Source organism: Streptomyces sp. NPDC050423, from assembly GCF_040655445.1.
In the GTDB taxonomy this organism is placed as follows: Bacteria; Actinomycetota; Actinomycetes; order Streptomycetales; family Streptomycetaceae; genus Streptomyces.
The window spans coordinates 53,993-69,245 of the sequence record NZ_JBFAJY010000045.1; the positions used below are offsets into that span (position 1 = coordinate 53,993).

The 15,253-nt window shown below is 70.4% G+C and carries 13 protein-coding genes and 1 tRNA gene; 5 read left to right on the top strand and 9 right to left on the bottom strand.

Going from position 1 to position 15,253, the window contains the following annotated elements; genetic code table 11:
• Positions 1-41 precede the first annotated feature (41 nt).
• Both AB0I52_RS27915 and AB0I52_RS27920 read left to right on the top strand, forming a co-directional pair.
• A complete protein-coding gene (locus AB0I52_RS27915; protein ID WP_363077145.1) occupies positions 42-218 on the top strand; it encodes a hypothetical protein in 177 nt (58 codons plus the stop codon).
• Between the two features lie 48 nt (positions 219-266).
• Positions 267-503 (top strand): hypothetical protein, encoded by a 237-nt coding sequence (locus AB0I52_RS27920; RefSeq protein WP_363077147.1) that lies wholly within the window; start codon positions 267-269, stop codon positions 501-503.
• A 45-nt stretch (positions 504-548) separates the two neighbouring features.
• Here AB0I52_RS27920 and AB0I52_RS27925 read toward each other — a convergent pair whose 3' ends face one another.
• From AB0I52_RS27925 to AB0I52_RS27965, 9 genes are all read right to left on the bottom strand, one after another.
• A complete protein-coding gene (locus AB0I52_RS27925) occupies positions 549-1,262 on the bottom strand; it encodes a chitinase (protein ID WP_363077149.1) in 714 nt (237 codons plus the stop codon).
• Positions 1,263-1,491: 229 nt separating this feature from the next.
• Entirely contained in the window at positions 1,492-1,620 is a 129-nt protein-coding gene (locus AB0I52_RS27930; protein ID WP_363077152.1) for a hypothetical protein, read from the bottom strand.
• Between the two features lie 151 nt (positions 1,621-1,771).
• Positions 1,772-1,857 (bottom strand) — tRNA-Leu (locus AB0I52_RS27935).
• 247 nt (positions 1,858-2,104) lie between these two features.
• The gene (locus AB0I52_RS27940; RefSeq protein WP_363077154.1) at positions 2,105-4,531 is read right to left on the bottom strand and encodes a glycoside hydrolase family 2 TIM barrel-domain containing protein; all 2,427 of its coding nucleotides are present in this window, start codon (positions 4,529-4,531) and stop codon (positions 2,105-2,107) included.
• Entirely contained in the window at positions 4,528-5,436 is a 909-nt protein-coding gene (locus tag AB0I52_RS27945; protein ID WP_363077156.1) for an ATP-binding cassette domain-containing protein, read from the bottom strand. The genes AB0I52_RS27940 and AB0I52_RS27945 overlap by 4 nt, the downstream gene beginning before the upstream one ends.
• A complete protein-coding gene (locus AB0I52_RS27950; protein ID WP_363077158.1) occupies positions 5,421-6,362 on the bottom strand; it encodes an ABC transporter ATP-binding protein in 942 nt (313 codons plus the stop codon). The genes AB0I52_RS27945 and AB0I52_RS27950 overlap by 16 nt, the downstream gene beginning before the upstream one ends.
• A 121-nt stretch (positions 6,363-6,483) precedes the next feature.
• A complete protein-coding gene (locus tag AB0I52_RS27955; protein WP_363077160.1) occupies positions 6,484-7,407 on the bottom strand; it encodes an ABC transporter permease in 924 nt (307 codons plus the stop codon).
• Positions 7,404-8,399, bottom strand: a complete 996-nt coding sequence (locus tag AB0I52_RS27960; protein ID WP_363077163.1) for an ABC transporter permease — start codon at positions 8,397-8,399, stop codon at positions 7,404-7,406. Before AB0I52_RS27960 ends, AB0I52_RS27955 begins: the two co-directional genes overlap by 4 nt.
• A gap of 118 nt (positions 8,400-8,517) precedes the next feature.
• The gene (locus AB0I52_RS27965; RefSeq protein ID WP_363077165.1) at positions 8,518-10,251 is read right to left on the bottom strand and encodes an ABC transporter substrate-binding protein; all 1,734 of its coding nucleotides are present in this window, start codon (positions 10,249-10,251) and stop codon (positions 8,518-8,520) included.
• A 222-nt stretch (positions 10,252-10,473) separates the two neighbouring features.
• Between AB0I52_RS27965 and AB0I52_RS27970 the strand changes: the two genes are divergently transcribed.
• From AB0I52_RS27970 to AB0I52_RS27980, 3 genes are all read left to right on the top strand, one after another.
• Positions 10,474-11,595 (top strand): LacI family DNA-binding transcriptional regulator, encoded by a 1,122-nt coding sequence (locus AB0I52_RS27970; protein WP_363077167.1) that lies wholly within the window; start codon positions 10,474-10,476, stop codon positions 11,593-11,595.
• A 133-nt stretch (positions 11,596-11,728) separates the two neighbouring features.
• A complete protein-coding gene (locus AB0I52_RS27975; protein ID WP_362954973.1) occupies positions 11,729-12,499 on the top strand; it encodes an ABC transporter ATP-binding protein in 771 nt (256 codons plus the stop codon).
• A 112-nt stretch (positions 12,500-12,611) separates the two neighbouring features.
• The gene (locus tag AB0I52_RS27980; protein WP_363077169.1) at positions 12,612-15,140 is read left to right on the top strand and encodes an FtsX-like permease family protein; all 2,529 of its coding nucleotides are present in this window, start codon (positions 12,612-12,614) and stop codon (positions 15,138-15,140) included.
• Positions 15,141-15,253 lie beyond the last annotated feature (113 nt).

The following is a 15,253-nucleotide window of genomic DNA, read 5'->3' on the forward strand; positions in this document are numbered from 1 at the left end:
AGGACCGGGAGAACCTCAAGGAGACCCTGCTCGCCGCCGCCGTGCCCGTACTCGGCCTGGCGGTCCGGTTCACCCAGTCCAACGGCCACGGCCTCGTGTCCGCGTACGGCTTCGCCCTGGGCGCCGCGGTCCACGCCCTGACCCACCGCACCGCGGACCGGCCCGCCCCGGCCGGCAGCGCCACGACGGGCGAGGAAGCCCCGCACGGAACGGCGTGAGGATTCACGGAGCCGGGCCCGGACACCCACGGCCACTACACTCCCCCGATGAACCCGATCAACGACATACGGTGCACCCAGTGCGGTGCGGTGGGGCTGGAGCCCGGCTTCGTCGACGACTCCGGCCAGGGGTCCCGCGGATACGCGCGGTGGATCGCGGGCGCCCTGGAACGCGGCCTGTTGGGCGGCGCGAAGAGAGTGGGCAGGCCGCACTGGCAGATCGACGCCTTCCGCTGCCCCGCCTGCTCACACCTGGAACTGTTCGCCACTCAACGCGTCAGCTGACGGACGGTCCGGCGGCCGAATCCCTATTAGCGCCGGTCAGCCCCTTCAGCAGGAGAGGTTGCCGCCCCCGACATCGGTGCCCAGAACGCCGACGTACTGCTTGTACAGGTTGATCCGGTCGTCGCGCTGGTCCGGGTTCTGGCCGTTGCACTCCAGAGCGCCGTTGATGCTGCGGATGGTCTCGCCGAAGCCCGCGCTGTTGACCATGGCGTCGTGCGGGGTCATGGATCCAGCGCCCGACTGCGTGTCCCAGAACCACAGCCCGGTCTTCCAGGCGACAGCCGAGTTCCTCTCCACCTGGTACGGGTCGTTCAGCAGGTCGATGCCGAGGGCGTCGCCCGCGGCCTTGTAGTTGAAGTTCCAGCTCAGCTGCAACGGCCCACGCCCGTAGTACGCGGACTGGCCGGCCGGGCAGCCGTAGGGCTGTGACTGGTCGCAGTAGTGCGGGTAGTTGGCGGTGTTCTGCTCGACGACGTACTTCAGCCCGCCCGTCTCATGGCTGACGTTGGCGAGAAAGGCCGCCGCCTCGCGCTTGCGAGTGCCGTCGTCGCCCGTGCCGGCGAACTGCGGGTACGCGCTCAGGGCGTCGACCAGACCGCTGTACGTGTAGAAGGAGTTCCGGTTCGGGAACATCTGGTTGAACTGGCCTTCACTGACCACGAAGGAGTCGGCGGCGGCGGGTGCCGCCTGACCGGCCACGGAGAGGGTGCCCAGTACAGCGGCTGAGGCCAGCGTTGACAGGGTGCGGGACAGCTTCATCGTTCCTCGGTTCGGCAGTCGTCGGTACGTGTCCGGATGTGCGAAGCAACGGGATCATCGTGAGCGCCGACTCCGGGAGGAAGCGTGCTGAAGCCCCAAAACCACTCGCTCGGACGACATTTGGGCGTCCGACTGAGGCCATTCACTCCAAGGTGAACACGGGCGGGTCCACTGCCGTTCACGGAAGCCGAGTCAGGTTGTCGAGCCGGGTGAGCTCTCCGGGTGGGGCTCAGATCGTGTCCGCGACCTCGCTCAGCACCGCCACGCTCGCCGGGATGTCGTGATTCAGCCGGACCGCGCGGTGCGGCAGTACGGCGAGCCGCGCCGCCACCTCGGCGCGCGCTCTCCCGGCCGCCACCGTCCACGCCCTGAGCCAGCTCGCTCTTCCGCTTCGCGATGTACGCCATATCGGGACCGCAGGACAGCGGTGCACCCGTGGTGCGCCCACCACACGAAGGAGGGACATAAAGGAATCGCCCATACATACAGGCCAGGCCGCATGCGCGCAGTGGTGCCCGGAGCCGGACTCGAACCGGCACGCCCCCGAGGGGCAGCGAGGTTTAAGCTCGCCGTGTCTGCATTCCACCATCCGGGCTTGGCGCGCGGCTCCGCGTTGGCACATGACCCTATCCGGGGGGCTCCCTCGATCAGCCGAACAGTGGCTCGATGTTGTCTTATTTTATTGACCGTTTGAGGGTGCGTCAGCACACCCGAGAGGCGTAGACGCACCCTTTGCGGGGTTGTGGGCCCGGCGACCGGCAATCCGAATTGACGTGAATTCGCCGCACCCACACAGCCGATTCGCCAGGGACGCGCCACGGATCGCCAGGGGCGCGCCACCCCTACCGGGTGATGGTGTCGTTCACGCAGCGCAGGACCGGGTGCCGGCCCAGGGCCTCCGGGTCCTTCAGGGCCGCGCCTGTGACCGTGAACACGGCGCTCTCCCCCGGCAGCAGGGTGACGAGCATGTCGTCCACCTCGGCCGCCGGGTCCAGTCGGTCGGGGAAGAGCGCGAGGTCCCGCAGGAGAGTGCGGGCGGTGACCTCGACGCGGTAGCCGGGGGGCCCGGCCCCGTCCTCAGTCGTCGCCGCCGTCTCCGTCACCGTCACGTCGTAGCGGGCCGGCGGGAGCGCGAGGCGGGTGTCCTCCTCGTGGAACTCGACCGCTCTGGCGTCGCCCAGGCGGGCGACCAGCAGTTCGCGGTCCGGGGCGGCCGGTTCGGCGAGGGACGCCGACAGCGGAACGCGGGTGACCGAGCGCGCGGCCGTACTCACCGCCACCTCCTCCTCGGCCAGGACCGCGCCGTCCAGGCCGTGCCGGGTCAGCCGCAGGGTGCCGGTCCAGGGCGTGGGGGCGTCGTTGATCAGGTGGACCGCGCCGTCGCGCACAGTGATCAGGCGGTCCGCGTAGACGGCCCGCAGGGCGTACCAGAGGGGTTTGCGGCGGCCGTCGCCGTCGACCGCGGCCCAGGAGACCACCGGCCAGCAGTCGTTGAGCTGCCAGAGGATCGTGCCCATGCAGTACGGGGTGTGGGAGCGGAAGTGGCGGATGCCGAAGGCGACGGCGCGGGCCTGGTTGAGCTGGGTGAGCCAGTGCCAGTCGTCGAAGTCCGGGCCGGGCGGCGGCAGGTGGTCGCCCAGGCCCCGGAGCAGTTTGGCGTTGCCGTCCTCGGCCTTCTGGTGGTGGGCGAGAAGCGGGGCGTCGGGGGCGAGCGGGCCGCTGACGGCGCGGCGCAGGGTCGCGTACGCGGGCGGGCCCTGGAAGCCGAACTCGGCGACGAAACGCGGTACCCGGTCGGCGTACGCCGCGTAGTCGGCCCGGTTCCACACGTCCCAGACGTGGATGGTGCCGCGCGCCGGGTCCTGCGGGTGGACGTCCTCGGTGCCCGAGTAGGGCGAGCCGGGCCAGTACGGGCGCGTCGGGTCCGTCTCGGCGACGATCGCGGGCAGCAGCTCGTGGTAGTAGCCGTGCCCCCAGGTGCGGTCGCCCAGCTCCTCCTGCCACCCCCAGTCCGCGTGGCCCTCCAGGTTCTCGTTGTTGCCGCACCACAGCACCAGGGAGGGGTGCGGGGCGAGGCGGGCGACGTTCTCACGGGCCTCGGCCGCCACCTCGTCCCACAGCGGCTGCTCCTGCGGGTAGGCGGCACAGGCGAACGGGAAGTCCTGCCAGACCAGCAGGCCCTTCTCGTCGGCCAGTTCGTAGAAGTCGTCGCTCTCGTAGAGGCCGCCGCCCCAGACCCGTACCAGGTTGACGCCCGCGGCGACCGCCTGGTCCAGGCGGTCGGAGATCCGCCGGCGGGTGAGGCGCGACGGGAAGCAGTCCTCGGGGATCCAGTTGACGCCGCGTACGAAGACCGGTTTATCGTTGACCGAGACGCGGAACGCCTCGCGCTCCAGGGTGACGGCCCGGAAGCCCGTCGTGCCCTGCCAGACCTTCTCCCCGAGCCTGACCGTCACGTCGTACAGGGGCTGTTCGCCGTGGCTGTGCGGCCACCAGAGCTCCGCCTCGGGAACCGAGAGGGTGATCGAGACGCGCTGCTCGTCCCCCGTCGCGATGAAGACGGCACCCGCGCCGATCACCTCGACCGATCCCGACAGCGGCGCGGAGCCGTCGTGCTCCAGCTCCATGGTGACCGCCAGGCGCGGCACCCCCTCGTCGTCGAGGTCCGGCAGCAGTTTCACCGACGCGATCCGCGGACCGCTCCACGTCTCCAGGGCGACCGGCCGCCAGATGCCCGAGGTGACCAGGGTCGGGCCCCAGTCCCAGCCGAAGTTGCAGGCCATCTTGCGGATGAAGGCGTACGGCTCCGCGTACGCGCCGGGCCGGTCGCCGAGGCGGTCGCGCAGCTCCTCGGCGTAGGTGTACGGGGCGGTGAACCGTACCTCCAGGGTGTTGGCGCCCTCGCGCAGCAGCGGGCGGACGGGGAAGCGGTGGCTGCGGTGCTGGTTGGCGGTGCGGCCCACCTCGTCGCCGTTGAGCAGGACGGTGGCGACGGTGTCGAGGCCGTCGAAGCGGAGGTCGGCGTGGTCGTGGCCGTCCGGGGACCAGTCGAAGGTGGTGCGGTACGTCCAGTCGGTGCGGCCGATCCAGCCGAGCCGGGTCTCGTTGTCGTCCAGGTACGGGTCGTCGATGAGCCCGGCCGCGAGCAGGTCGGTGTGGACGCAGCCGGGCACGGTGGCGGGGACGCCCCCGGCGGGGAGCCCCACGGGCACCGGGCTGTCGGCGGTGAGCGTCCAGCCGTCGTGCAGGGGCAGGTGGCGAAGGGTCACGCGGGGGTCCTTCCGCAGTGGGGGAGCTGGGCGCAGGCGACGAAGTGGTCCGGCTCGGTCTCGTGGAGGCCGGTGCCGGGTGGGCCCGCCTCGTGAAAGGCGCAGGTCTCCAGCGGTTCGGCCGGGGCCCACGGGGTGTTCAGCCGGGGCACGGCGGCCAGCAGGGTGCGGGTGTAGGGGTGCAGCGGGTTGCCGAACACCTTCTGGGTGTCGCCGCGTTCCACCACCCGGCCGCGGCGCAGCACCACGGTGCGCTCCGCGAGGTAGGTGCCGAGGGCCAGGTCGTGGGTGATGTAGAGGACGCCCAGTCCGCGTTCCTTGAGGACGGCGAGGAGGTTCAGGACGTCGATGCGGGTGGAGGCGTCGAGCATGCTGGTGATCTCGTCGGCGACCAGGAAGCTCAGGTCGAGCAGGAGGGCGCGGGCGATGAGGAGGCGTTGCAGCTGGCCGCCGCTGAGCTGGTGCGGGTAGCGGCCCAGTACCTGTCCGGGGTCCAGGCGTACGTCCCGTACGGCCTTCTCCACGCGGTCGGCCCACTGCTTGTCGGGCACACCGGGGTGGTAGGCGCGGCGGATCAGGTCGAAGACGCGGTCGGCCCGGAAGACGGGGTTGTAGCAGGAGAAGGGGTCCTGGAAGACGCCCTGGACCCGGCGGTAGAAGTCCTTTCCCGGGCGGACCGGCCGGCCGTCCAGGGTGAGGCTGCCGGCGCTGACCCCGGTGAGGCCGAGGATCATCCGGCCGATGGTGGACTTCCCGCTGCCGCTCTCCCCGATCAGGGAGACGACCTCGCCGGGCGCGGCGGTGAAGGACACCCGGTCGACGGCGGTGACGGAACCGCCGCCGAAGGCTCCGGCACGGTAGGTCTTGGTGACGTTGTCGAGGGTCAGCATCAGGCCTTCCAGCACGCGACGGAGTGACGGGGGGCGATCTCGACGACCGGGGGTTCCTCGGCGCACCGCTCGTCGGCGAGCGGGCAGCGGTCCCGGAAGCGGCAGCCGGCCGGTGGGTTCAGCAGGGAGGGCGGGGCGCCCGCGATGCCCTTGAGGGGCTTGTCGGCGTACCGGGCGCCGACCTCGGGGAGCGAGCCGAGGAGGAGCTTCGTGTACGGGTGGCGGGGTGCGGTCGTCAGGATCCGCGTGGGCGCCTTCTCGGCCAGCTTGCCCGCGTACATGACCATGATGGAGTCGGCGATGTGCGAGGTGAGGCCGAGGTCGTGGGTCACGAAGATCATGCTGGTGACCAGGCCCTTGTCGCGGAGTCCGGTGAGGGCGCCGACGACGGCCCGCTGGGTGGAGACGTCGAGGGCCGAGGTGACCTCGTCGGCGATGAGGACGGCCGGGTCCAGCAGGGTGGAGATCACCATGACGGCGCGCTGTTTCATGCCGCCGGACAGCTCGATCGGGTAGCGGTTCAGGACGTCGTGGTCCAGGCCCACCAGGTCGAGCCTGCGGTGCAGTTCGGCGGTGTCCACGGTGACGCCGCGCGAGGCGAGCAGTTCGCGGATCATGCGCCCGATGCGCCGGGTCGGGTTGAGGGCGCTCATCGAGTACTGCGGGACGAGCGAGATCCGGTGGAAGCGGAAGGCGTTCATCGCCCGGTCGTCGGAGACCGGGACGTCGTCGCCGTCGAGGGTGACGGTGCCGCCCGCGTGCCGCATCCGGCCGTCGAGGCGGATCAGCGACTTGCCGAGCGTCGTCTTGCCGCAGCCGGACTCGCCCGCCAGGCCCAGGATCTCCCCGTCGGCCAGGTCGAAGGAGACGCCGTCCAGGGCCCGGACCTCGCCGCGCAGGGTGCGGTAGTGGACGCGGAGGTCGGTCACGGTCAGGGTCATCTGCTCAGGCCTTCCCGGGATCGGTCACGTTCGAGTTCACGTCTCGGGCCTTCCCGGGATCGGTCACGTTCGCATTCATGTCTCGGGCCTTCCCGGGATCGGTCACGTTCGCATTCATGTCTCAGGCCTCCCGGAGCTTCGGGTTGAAGACCTCGTCGAGGCCGACGTTGGCGACGTAGAGGGCGCCGACGATCGCCGTGATCCCGGCGCCCGGCGGGACGAACCACCACCACATGCCGAGCTGGAGCGCGCTCCACTGCTGGGCGCTCTGCAGCATCAGCCCGAGCGAGACTCCCTCGGTGGGGCCGAGCCCGATGAAGTCGAGGGAGGAGGCGATCAGCACGGAGCCGCCGAAGAGCAGGATGAACATCATGAACAGGTACGAGCTCATGTTGGGCGCGATCTCGCGGAAGACGATCCGCCAGGTGCCGCTGCCGCTGAGCCGGGCCAGGTCCACGAACTCCCGGGTGCGCAGCGAGAAGGTCTGCGCCCGGATGGCCCGCGCCGCCCAGGGCCAGGAGGTGAGCCCGATGAACAGGCCCTGCACGGGCACCGAGCGGACCCCGAGGTAGGCGTTGATGATCAGCAGGACCGCCAGGGCGGGCAGCACCAGCACCACGTTGGTGATCATGTTGAGGATCTCGTCGGTGACTCCCCCGCGGTAGCCGGCCAGGAAGCCGACCAGCATGGCGATGACGGCGGCGATGGCCCCGCCGACGACACCGACCAGGAAGGTGGCGCGCAGCCCGTGCACGAACTGGGCGTACACGTCCTGGCCGAAGGTGGTGGTGCCCATCCAGTACGTGCCGTCCGGCGGGGCCGCCTGCGGGCCGACGTACTCGTTGGGGTCGGTGCTGTCGAGCAGCGGCGGTCCGGCGAGGCCGACGAGCAGGAGCAGCACGACGACGGTGAACCCGATGATCAGCTTGGGGTTGCGCACGGCGTAGTGGAGCGTCTCCCGGCCGGGCCGGGCCGCGGACGAAGAGGCCGCGGCGGGCTCGGTGGCCGGGTCGGGCGACGTGGCCGGGTCGGGCGCGGTGCTCATGACTGGCCTCCTGCCATGCCGGTACGGGTACGGGGGTCGACGACGACGTACACGATGTCGATGAGGAAGTTGGCGATCAGTACGCCGATGACGATGAACAGGAACGCGCCCTGGAGCAGGAAGAAGTCCTGGTTCTGGATCGCGGCCAGGATCAGCGAGCCGAGCCCGGGGTAGGCGAAGACGATCTCGGTGACGAGTGCGCCGGCCACCAGGACCCCGAGCTGGAGGGCGAGTCCGGTGATCTGGGGCAGGACGGCGTTGCGGAACGCGTATCGGCGGATGAGCCGCTGCGGGGCGCCGAGGGCCGCCAGATAGGAGGAGTAGTCGGACTCCAGCTCGTAGATGATCATGTTGCGCATCCCGATCGCCCAGCCGCCGAGCGCGACCAGGAAGAGCGAGAGGAACGGCAGCACCCAGTGCTGGAGCAGGTCCACGGCGAAGGCGGTGGACCAGTTCGGCTGGATGTCCAGGCTGTAGCCGCCGGAGATCGGGAACCATCCCGCCCTGGAGCCGAGCGCCCAGGCGAGGATGACGGCGATCCACATGTACGGCATGGCGGTCAGCAGGTACCCGGCCGGCAGCACGGTGTTGTCGAGCACCTTGCGGCGGGCGGCCAGCGCCCCGGCCCAGTTGCCGACGAACCAGCTGAGCAGCACGGCCGGGATCATCAGCCCCAGCGTGTACGGGAGCGCGTCGAGCAGCACATCGGCGACGGGCTTGGGGAAGACCCAGATGGACAGCCCGAAGTCGCCCCGGAGCAGGGCGCTCCAGAAGTGCAGGTACTGCTGCCAGACGGGCTCGTCGAAGCCGAAGAGGTTGTTGTAGTAGGCGCGCATCGCCTCGACGGCCTCGGGCTGGGAGACCCTGGCGCGGGCCACCATGGCGGCGACCGGGTCGCCGGGCATGAAGCGCGGGATCATCCAGTTGACGGTGACGGCGACGACGAAGGTCAGCGCGTAGATCAGAAGTTTTCGGGCGAAGTAGCGGCGCAAGGGGGCTCCCCGGAGAGAGCCCCGCCGTGCGGGTGGCGGTCAGGGCGGCACGCACACGGCGGGGCGGTCATCGAATCGGAGCCGCCGGCACGGGCCGGCGTCTCTCAGAACCGCCGTGTCACTTGGCGGGCTTGAGCTGGGTGAGCGCCTCGAAGCCGCCCATCTCCAGCCAGTTGCGCCACATCGCCGGTGCGTACTTGGGCGCACCGGGGGCGTCGGACGGCCAGTTCGTCCAGTTCCCGGTGGTGGACTGGGCCCAGAGGCCGTTGTACCAGAGGGGGATGACCGGCATCTCGGTGAGCTGGATGTCCTGGATCTTGGAGATGACCTTCTTCATCCCCTCGGTGTCGTCCGTCTTCACCCCGCCGAGCTCCTGGACGAGCTTCCAGGCCTCCTCGTTCTCGTAGCGGCCGAAGTTCACCGTGTTCTGCTGCTTCTGGACGGGCAGCTGGAACATGTACTCGTAGTACGTCCATGGGGTGTTGGAGAGCTGGCGCTCGTTGTTGACGACGAGGTCGAAGTCGCCCTTGCCGCGCTGTTCGTTGAGGGCGTTCGCGTCGGGGAACTCGGTGGTGACGGAGATGCCCGCGGCCTTGGCGGACGAGGCGATGACCTTGGCCGCCTCCATCCAGTCGGTCCAGCCGGTGGGCACGGCCAGCTTCAGGCTGAGCCTGGAGCCGTCCTTGTTCTCCACGAGACCGTCGCCGTCGGTGTCCTTGTATCCGGCGTCGGCGAGGATCTGCTTGGCCTTGGCGGTGTCGAAGGTGAAGCCCTTCCGCGCCACCAGGTCCTGGTCGACGAACTTGTTCCACTGCGGGAGCAGTCCGGTCGGGTCGGCGGCCTTGACCAGTCCTCCGTACACGCCCTTGACGATCTTCCCGACGTCCACGGAGGCGGCGAGCGCCTTGCGGAAGGCGGCGTCGTCCATCGGCTTCTTCGTGGTGTTGGGCACCAGCCAGGCGGTGTTGGCGGAGAGCATGTAGGGCGGCTCGTCGTAGTACGAGACGACCTTCTTGCTCTTGACCAGCGAGGCGGCGCCGGGCAGGAAGTTGTTGCTGAGGTCCAGCTGCCCCTGGCCCAGCTGGCCGATGACGACCTCGTTGCTGGGGTTGGAGACGTCGACGATGTAGCGGGGCGCGGGCTTCATGCCGAGCGCCTCGACGCCCCACCAGTCGTCGCGCCGCTGCCAGACGACCCGGTCCTGGGAGTGGCTCTTGAGCGTGTACGCACCGGTGCCGACCGGCTTGTCGTTGACGCCGTCGAGGATCTCCTTCTCGGAGCGCTTGCCCCAGAGGTGCTCCGGGACGACCGGCTGCCCGTAGAGGAAGTTGTCCCACTCCTGGTAGCGGGCCTGCTTGAAGGTGAAGCGGACGGTGGTGGCGTCCACCGCCTTCGCGCCGGAGAGCCAGCTCCACAGGGTGTGGAAGGACGAGGCCCCGATCCTGCCGAGCCCGTAGGAGTACGCGACGTCCTTCGCGGTGAGCGGCTTGCCGTCGGACCAGGTGATGCCCGGACGCAGCTTCAGCTCGTACGTCTTGTCGCCGGTCCAGCTGCCCGACTCCGCCAGCCAGGGCGTCAGCTCGCCCGCGCCGGGGTCGAAGTGGAACAGCGTCTCGTAGACCAGCCCCTTGGTGCCGGTGGCGTGGTCCCAGTTGTGCAGCGGGTTGTAGTTGGCCGGCGGCCCCCACTGCGTACCGGTGGTGTAGAGCGTCTCGTCGCGCGGAAGCGCACCGCCCCCGCCGCCACTTGTGCCCGAGCCGCCCGCCGAGGAGCCGCCCCCCGTGCACGCGGTGGCGGCGAGTCCGATCACGGCGAGCGTGGTCGCGATCCGTCCCCGGAATCCCGTGCCCATCGTCCCTCCTTCCCCCCGCCGCACCTGCCGGACGGAGTCACTGAACCGGGTAAGTGCCGTGAAGTTAAGGCCGCGCGGAAGGCCTGTCAAGGGTGCGGGAGCGCTCCCATTCGGTTCTCTGTACCGGGAGTTGGGCGATCATCACCTCATGACGCGGAGCCGTCCGGGACAGCTCCGGCGCTTAGGATGGCCGTCGTACACGAACCGGTTAAGCGAGGTCGCATGCCCAGGCACCGCCCCACGATCGCCGATATCGCACGCCGCGCCGGCGTCTCCAAGGTCGCGGTGTCCTACGCGCTGAACGACCGGCCCGGCGTCTCCCCGGCCACCCGCGCCTCGATCAAGGCCATCGCGCAGGAGATCGGCTGGCGGCCCAACAGCGCGGCCCGCGCCCTCACCCGGGCGCGGGCCGACGCGGTCGGCCTCGCCCTGTGCCGGCCCGCCCGGCTGCTCGGGATGGAGCCGTTCTTCATGGAGCTGATCAGCGGCATCGAGAGCGAGCTCTCGCCGCGCGGCTGCGCCCTGCTCCTCCAGGTCGTCAGCGACCCGGCCCAGGAACTGGAGGTGTACCGCCGATGGTGGGGCGAGGGCAGGGTGGACGGCGTGTTCCTCGCCGATCTGCGCAGCCCCGACCCGCGGATCGAGGGCATCGCCGAACTGGGCCTGCCCGCCGTGGTGATCGGCCACCCCTCGGCGGCGGGCCCGCTCACCTCCGTGTGGTCGGACGACACGGCGGCGGTACGCGACACCCTCGCGTATCTGACCGCGCTGGGGCACCGGTCGGTCGCCCGGGTCGCGGGGCTGCCCGAGCTGAACCACACCGCGCTGCGCGACCGGGCCCAGCGCGAGGTCTGCGCCGAACTCGGGCTCGGTGAGCCGGTGATCGTCCACACCGACTACTCCGGCGCGGACGGGGCTCATGCGACCCGGCGGCTGATCAGCTCGCCCGAGCGGCCGACCGCGGTCATCTACGACAACGACATCATGGCCGTCGCCGGGCTCTCGGTCGCCCAGGAGATGGGGCTGGACGTGCCCGGTGACCTCTCCCTGGTCGCCTGGGACGACTCCCAGCTCTCCCGGGTGGTCCGGCCGCCGCTGACCGCGCTGAGCCGCGACATCCCCGCGTACGGGGGCCACGCGGCCCGCACCCTGCTGACCCTGGTCACCGACGGTGCGGCGGACGGATTCGAGGACGCGGCGGCCCGGCTGGTCCCGCGCGGGTCGACGGCCGCGCCGCGGCAGGAGGGGCCCACGCCCCTCTCAGGGCCGGTGTCATACCGCAGGAGGACGCCGGGGCCCCGCGGTGCGACTCAAGGCGGCCCCCGGAACGGGCACCGGGACTGACGATCCGCGGCGAAGCGGCGGAGACGATGGAGCAGTGCCTTCGCGAGAGGCGCTGCCCCCGGCGGCGCCCTTCCCTCCGGACCCGGACCGAAGGCCCCGTCCCTCCCGCACGAACCCGACCCTGGAGTCTCCCGTGACCACCATGACCACCGCTCACCGCGCCACCGCGGTGGCTGCCCGCGCCACGGAACTGTCGAAGGTCTACGGAGAGGGCGAGACCAAGGTGACCGCGCTGGACCGGGTCTCCGTGGACTTCCCGCAGGGCGAGTTCACCGCGATCATGGGCCCGTCGGGTTCCGGCAAGTCCACGCTGATGCACTGCGTGGCCGGCCTCGACAGCTTCAGCAGCGGATCGGTCCGGATCGGCGAGACGGAGCTGGGGTCGCTCAAGGACAAGCAGCTCACCCAGTTGCGCCGGGACAAGATCGGTTTCATCTTCCAGGCGTTCAACCTGCTGCCGACGCTGACGGCCCTGGAGAACATCACGCTGCCGATGGACATCGCCGGCCGCAAGCCCGACCAGGACTGGCTGCACAAGGTCATCGAGATGGTGGGCCTCTCCGACCGGCTGAAGCACCGGCCCACCGAGCTCTCCGGCGGCCAGCAGCAGCGCGTCGCGGTGGCCCGCGCCCTGGCCTCGCAGCCGGAGATCATCTTCGGTGACGAGCCGACCGGGAACCTGGACTCGCGCTCCGGCGCCGAGGTCCTCGGCTTCCTGCGCAACTCGGTGCGCGAGCTGGGCCAGACCGTGGTCATGGTGACCCACGACCCGGCGGCCGCCTCCTACGCGGACCGGGTGATCTTCCTCGCGGACGGGGCGATCGTGGACCAGATGATGCACCCGACCGCGGACGGGGTGCTGGACCGGATGAAGGCGTTCGACGCCAAGGGCCGCACCAGCTGAGCCCCTGGCCCCTCCCCGGGCCCCGACGCCGCACCGCCCCGCACCACACCCGTGCCGCGCGGCGGCGGCCCCTGCCCTTTCCGGAACCTCTCCCCTCCCAGGACTGACAGACATGTTCCGTACCGCCCTGCGCAACGTGCTCGCGCACAAGGCCAGGCTGCTGATGACCGTCCTCGCCGTGATGCTCGGCGTGGCCTTCGTATCCGGCACCCTGGTCTTCACCGACACGCTCTCGAACGCCTTCCGCAACCAGTCGGCGAAGAACTACGACGACGTCGCCGTCGCCGTCAACACCTACGCCGGCCCGCGCGACCCGGAGTCGTTCAGCATCGACACCGCCACCCTGAAGAAGATCCGGGCCCTGGACGGGGTGGAGAGCGCCACCGGCCGGGTCTCCGGCTTCGCCGGGGTCGCCGACCCGGACGGCAAGCTGATCGGTAACGGCTGGTCCAACACCGGTGCCAACTTCTCCCCCGGCAAGGGCGGCAAGGACGCGCAGTACGTCTTCACCGACGGCACGGGGCCGACCGCGGACGGCCGGATCGCCCTCGACACGGACACCGCGAAGAAGGGCGAGTACGAGGTCGGCGACAAGGTACGGGTCGCCACGAACGGGCCGGTGAAGGAGTACACCCTGTCCGGGGTCTTCACCACCGAGGACGGCGCGGTCAACGCCGGCGGCAGCCTGGTGCTCTTCGACACCGAGGTCGCCCAGAAGCTGTTCCTCAGGCCGGGCCGGTTCCAGGACGTCTCCGTCACCGCCGAGGCCGGTGCCTCCGACCAGCAGCTGCTGGCGGCGGTGAAGCCGCTGCTGCCCAAGGACGCCGAGGCCAAGACCGGCAAGGCGCGCGCCGATGAGCAGGCCAAGCAGATCGAGTCCAGCATGAGCAGCCTGAACAAGCTGCTGCTCGGCTTCGCGGGCATCGCCCTCTTCGTCGGCATCTTCCTGATCGCCAACACCTTCACCATGCTGGTCGCCCAGCGCACCAGGGAACTGGCGCTCATGCGCGCCATCGGCGCCTCGCGCCGCCAGGTCAAGCGCTCGGTGCTGCTCGAAGCCGCCGTGGTCGGTCTGATCGCGTCCGTCATCGGATTCGCGCTGGGCCTCGGTCTCGCCACCGGGCTGCGCTCCGCGATGAGCCTGATCGGCGGCAAGATCCCGGCCGGTCCGCTGGTGGTCTCCCCGGGCACCGTCGCCGCCGCCTTCGGTGTCGGCGTCCTGATCACCGTGCTGGCCGCCTGGCTGCCCGCCCGCCGGGCCGCGAAGATCCCGCCGGTCGCGGCGATGAACAGCATGTACTCCGCGGCCACCGTGAGGTCCCTGGTGGTGCGCAACTCGATCGGCGCGGTCATCACCCTGCTCGGCGCGACGGCGATCGTGGCCGGTGCGGCGCAGTCCGGGAACACGGCCCAGGCCGTCATCGCGGCCGGTGCCTTCCTGGCACTGATCGGCATCATCATCCTCATCCCGCTGCTGTCCCGCCCGGTGATCGCACTGGTCCGCCCGTTGCTCACGCGGCTGTTCGGGGTCTCCGGCAAGCTCGCCGCGCAGAACGCGGTCCGCAACCCGCGGCGCACCGGTGCCACCGCCTCCGCCCTGGCGATCGGTCTCACCCTCGTCACCGGCATCTCGGTCCTCGGCGTCACCCTCGGCCAGGCGGTCGACCGGATGACGACGGACAACATCAAGGCCGACTACATGGTGTCGATGGCGAGCGGGGACTCGCTCGACGAGTCGGCGCTCACCGCCCTGAAGAAGGCCGACGGCGTCACCGCGGTCTCGCCCCAGCAGGCCGTCTGGCTGACGGTCGGCAAGGCCGGTCTCTCGGCGTCCGGCGTGGCGCCCGGCGATGTGCAGAAGGTCCTCAACGTCGACACCCTCTCGGGCTCGATGGACTCCCTGGGCCGCGGCGAGATCGCCGTCTCGGAGAAGACCGCGAAGTCGAACGGCTGGAAGACCGGGGACAGCCTCCCGGTCACCTACGAGGACGAGAAGAAGGAGAACCTGAAGGTCGGCGCGCTCTACAAGGACAACGAGTTCCTCTCGCAGGCCCTGATCCCCCGCGAGAAGGTGGCCCCGCACGAGGAGCGTGCGGACATCCGCGAGATCTGGGTGAAGACGGACGGCGGCGCGAGTGCGGCCAACGAGCAGTCCGTGGTGAGCGCGCTGGGTGACAACCCCGGCATGAGCATCATGGACCGCCAGGACATCCGGGACATGTTCGGCGGCTCCATCAACCTGATGATGAACATCATGTACGGGCTCCTGGCGATGGCCCTGATCATCGCGGTGCTCGGGGTCGTCAACACCCTGGCCATGTCGGTCTTCGAACGCCAGCAGGAGATCGGCATGCTGCGGGCGATCGGCCTGGACCGGCGCAAGGTCAAGCGCATGATCCGGCTGGAGGCCGTGGTCATCTCCCTGTTCGGCGCGCTGGTCGGCATCGGGCTCGGCCTGTTCCTCGGCTGGGCGATCGGCCAGGCCGCGTCGTCCGAGATCCCGCAGTACGCCCTGGTCGTGCCGTGGGGCCGGATCGCGCTCTTCCTGCTGCTGGCCGGGCTGGTGGGGGTGCTGGCCGCGATGTGGCCGGCCCGCAGCGCCGCCAGGCTCAACATGCTCACGGCCATCAAGACCGAGTAGCACCGGACGTGACACGGCAGAGGGCCGGTACCCGCCACCGAGAACTCCGCCTCCCAGGCCGCGTCGGCGAGGGCCGTGCGCAGCGGCTCCGGATAGTCGCGCGTCTCGGCCTG

What these genes read in the sequence shown, in the direction of transcription:
- AB0I52_RS27980 (WP_363077169.1), top strand. Translation starts at nt 12,612, where the DNA reads ATGTTCCGTACCGCCCTGCGCAACGTGCTCGCGCACAAGGCCAGGCTG.
- AB0I52_RS27955 (WP_363077160.1), bottom strand. Translation starts at nt 7,407, where the DNA reads ATGAGCACCGCGCCCGACCCGGCCACGTCGCCCGACCCGGCCACCGAG.
- AB0I52_RS27950 (WP_363077158.1), bottom strand. Translation starts at nt 6,362, where the DNA reads ATGACCCTGACCGTGACCGACCTCCGCGTCCACTACCGCACCCTGCGC.
- AB0I52_RS27970 (WP_363077167.1), top strand. Translation starts at nt 10,474, where the DNA reads ATGCCCAGGCACCGCCCCACGATCGCCGATATCGCACGCCGCGCCGGC.
- AB0I52_RS27965 (WP_363077165.1), bottom strand. Translation starts at nt 10,251, where the DNA reads ATGGGCACGGGATTCCGGGGACGGATCGCGACCACGCTCGCCGTGATC.
- AB0I52_RS27920 (WP_363077147.1), top strand. Translation starts at nt 267, where the DNA reads ATGAACCCGATCAACGACATACGGTGCACCCAGTGCGGTGCGGTGGGG.
- AB0I52_RS27925 (WP_363077149.1), bottom strand. Translation starts at nt 1,262, where the DNA reads ATGAAGCTGTCCCGCACCCTGTCAACGCTGGCCTCAGCCGCTGTACTG.